Source organism: Enterobacter sp. PI-10 (genome assembly GCF_027947695.1).
GTDB lineage: Bacteria > Pseudomonadota > Gammaproteobacteria > Enterobacterales > Enterobacteriaceae > Enterobacter > Enterobacter vonholyi.
This window is the reverse complement of the sequence record NZ_JAJNOG010000024.1, coordinates 1-1,092: the sequence shown is the minus strand read 5'-3', so window position 1 is coordinate 1,092 and position 1,092 is coordinate 1. Positions and strand designations below refer to the sequence as shown.

Here is a 1,092-nt window from a genome sequence, read left to right as displayed (position 1 = left end):
GGCCGGCTCCGCCAGCTTGCTGTTGATCTCCCCACTCGCCGGGAACGCCGCCATACGGTCGCGTACCAGCTCGCCCAGCGTCTGTCCCTTCAGGCACAGCAGCTCGGTCACCAGCAGCCACGGGATCATCCCGCTGTCGCAGTAGGCAAAGTCACGGAAGTAGTGGTGGGCGCTCATCTCGCCGCCGTAGATGGCGTCTTCTTCGCGCATGCGCTCTTTGATGAAGGCGTGACCGGTTTTGGACATCACCGGCGTGCCGCCCGCCGCTGACACCACGTCGACGGTGTTCCAGGAAAGGCGCGGGTCATGAATGATTTTCGCGCCCGGGTTTTTCTCAAGGAACGCTTCCGCCAGCAGGCCGACAATATAGTAGCCCTCGATGAACTGCCCTTTCTCGTCGAACAGGAAGCAGCGGTCGAAGTCACCGTCAAAGGCGATGCCCATGTCCGCACCGTGCTCAATCACCGCATTGCGGGTGTCGTCGCGGCACTCCGGCAGCAGCGGGTTAGGAATACCGTTCGGGAAGTTGCCGTCCGGGGTGTTGTGCACTTTCACGAAGGTCACCGGCACGTTCAGGGCCTTAAAGCGCGCTTCCAGGGCATCGACAACCGGGCCGGCCGCGCCGTTGCCGGAGTTAATCACCAGCTTCAGCGGCTTCAGGTTTGCCACGTTGATGTAGCCCAGCAGGTGGTCGATGTACTCTTTCTGCAGGTTGATTTTTTTGTAGCTGCCGCGCTTCGCCTCGTTCACCGGCGGGAAATCGTTGGCTTCCGCCAGGCGCTGCACGTCGCGCAGGCCGGTGTCGCCGCTAATCGGGCGGGCGCCCTTGCGCACCAGCTTCATCCCGTTGTAGTCCATCGGGTTGTGGCTGGCCGTCACTTCGATACCGCCGTCCACGCCCAGGTGGAACGTGGCAAAGTAAATCTCTTCGGTTCCGGAAAGGCCGATATCCAGCACGTCCACGCCCGCATCCTGCAGCCCTTTCGCCAGGGCCAGCTTCAGGGATTCACTGGTCAGACGCACGTCGCCGCCCAGCACGATGGTCTGCGGTTTTAAGTATTCGCCGTACGCGCGGCCAATGCGCCACGCGAT

General features: G+C 62.3%; 1 protein-coding gene. It reads right to left on the bottom strand.

Annotation, left to right across the window (positions count from 1 at the left end; translation table 11 throughout):
- On the bottom strand, positions 1-1,092 hold a 1,092-nt coding region (gene cpsG / locus LRM19_RS21155; protein ID WP_271369775.1), incomplete at both ends, for a colanic acid biosynthesis phosphomannomutase CpsG.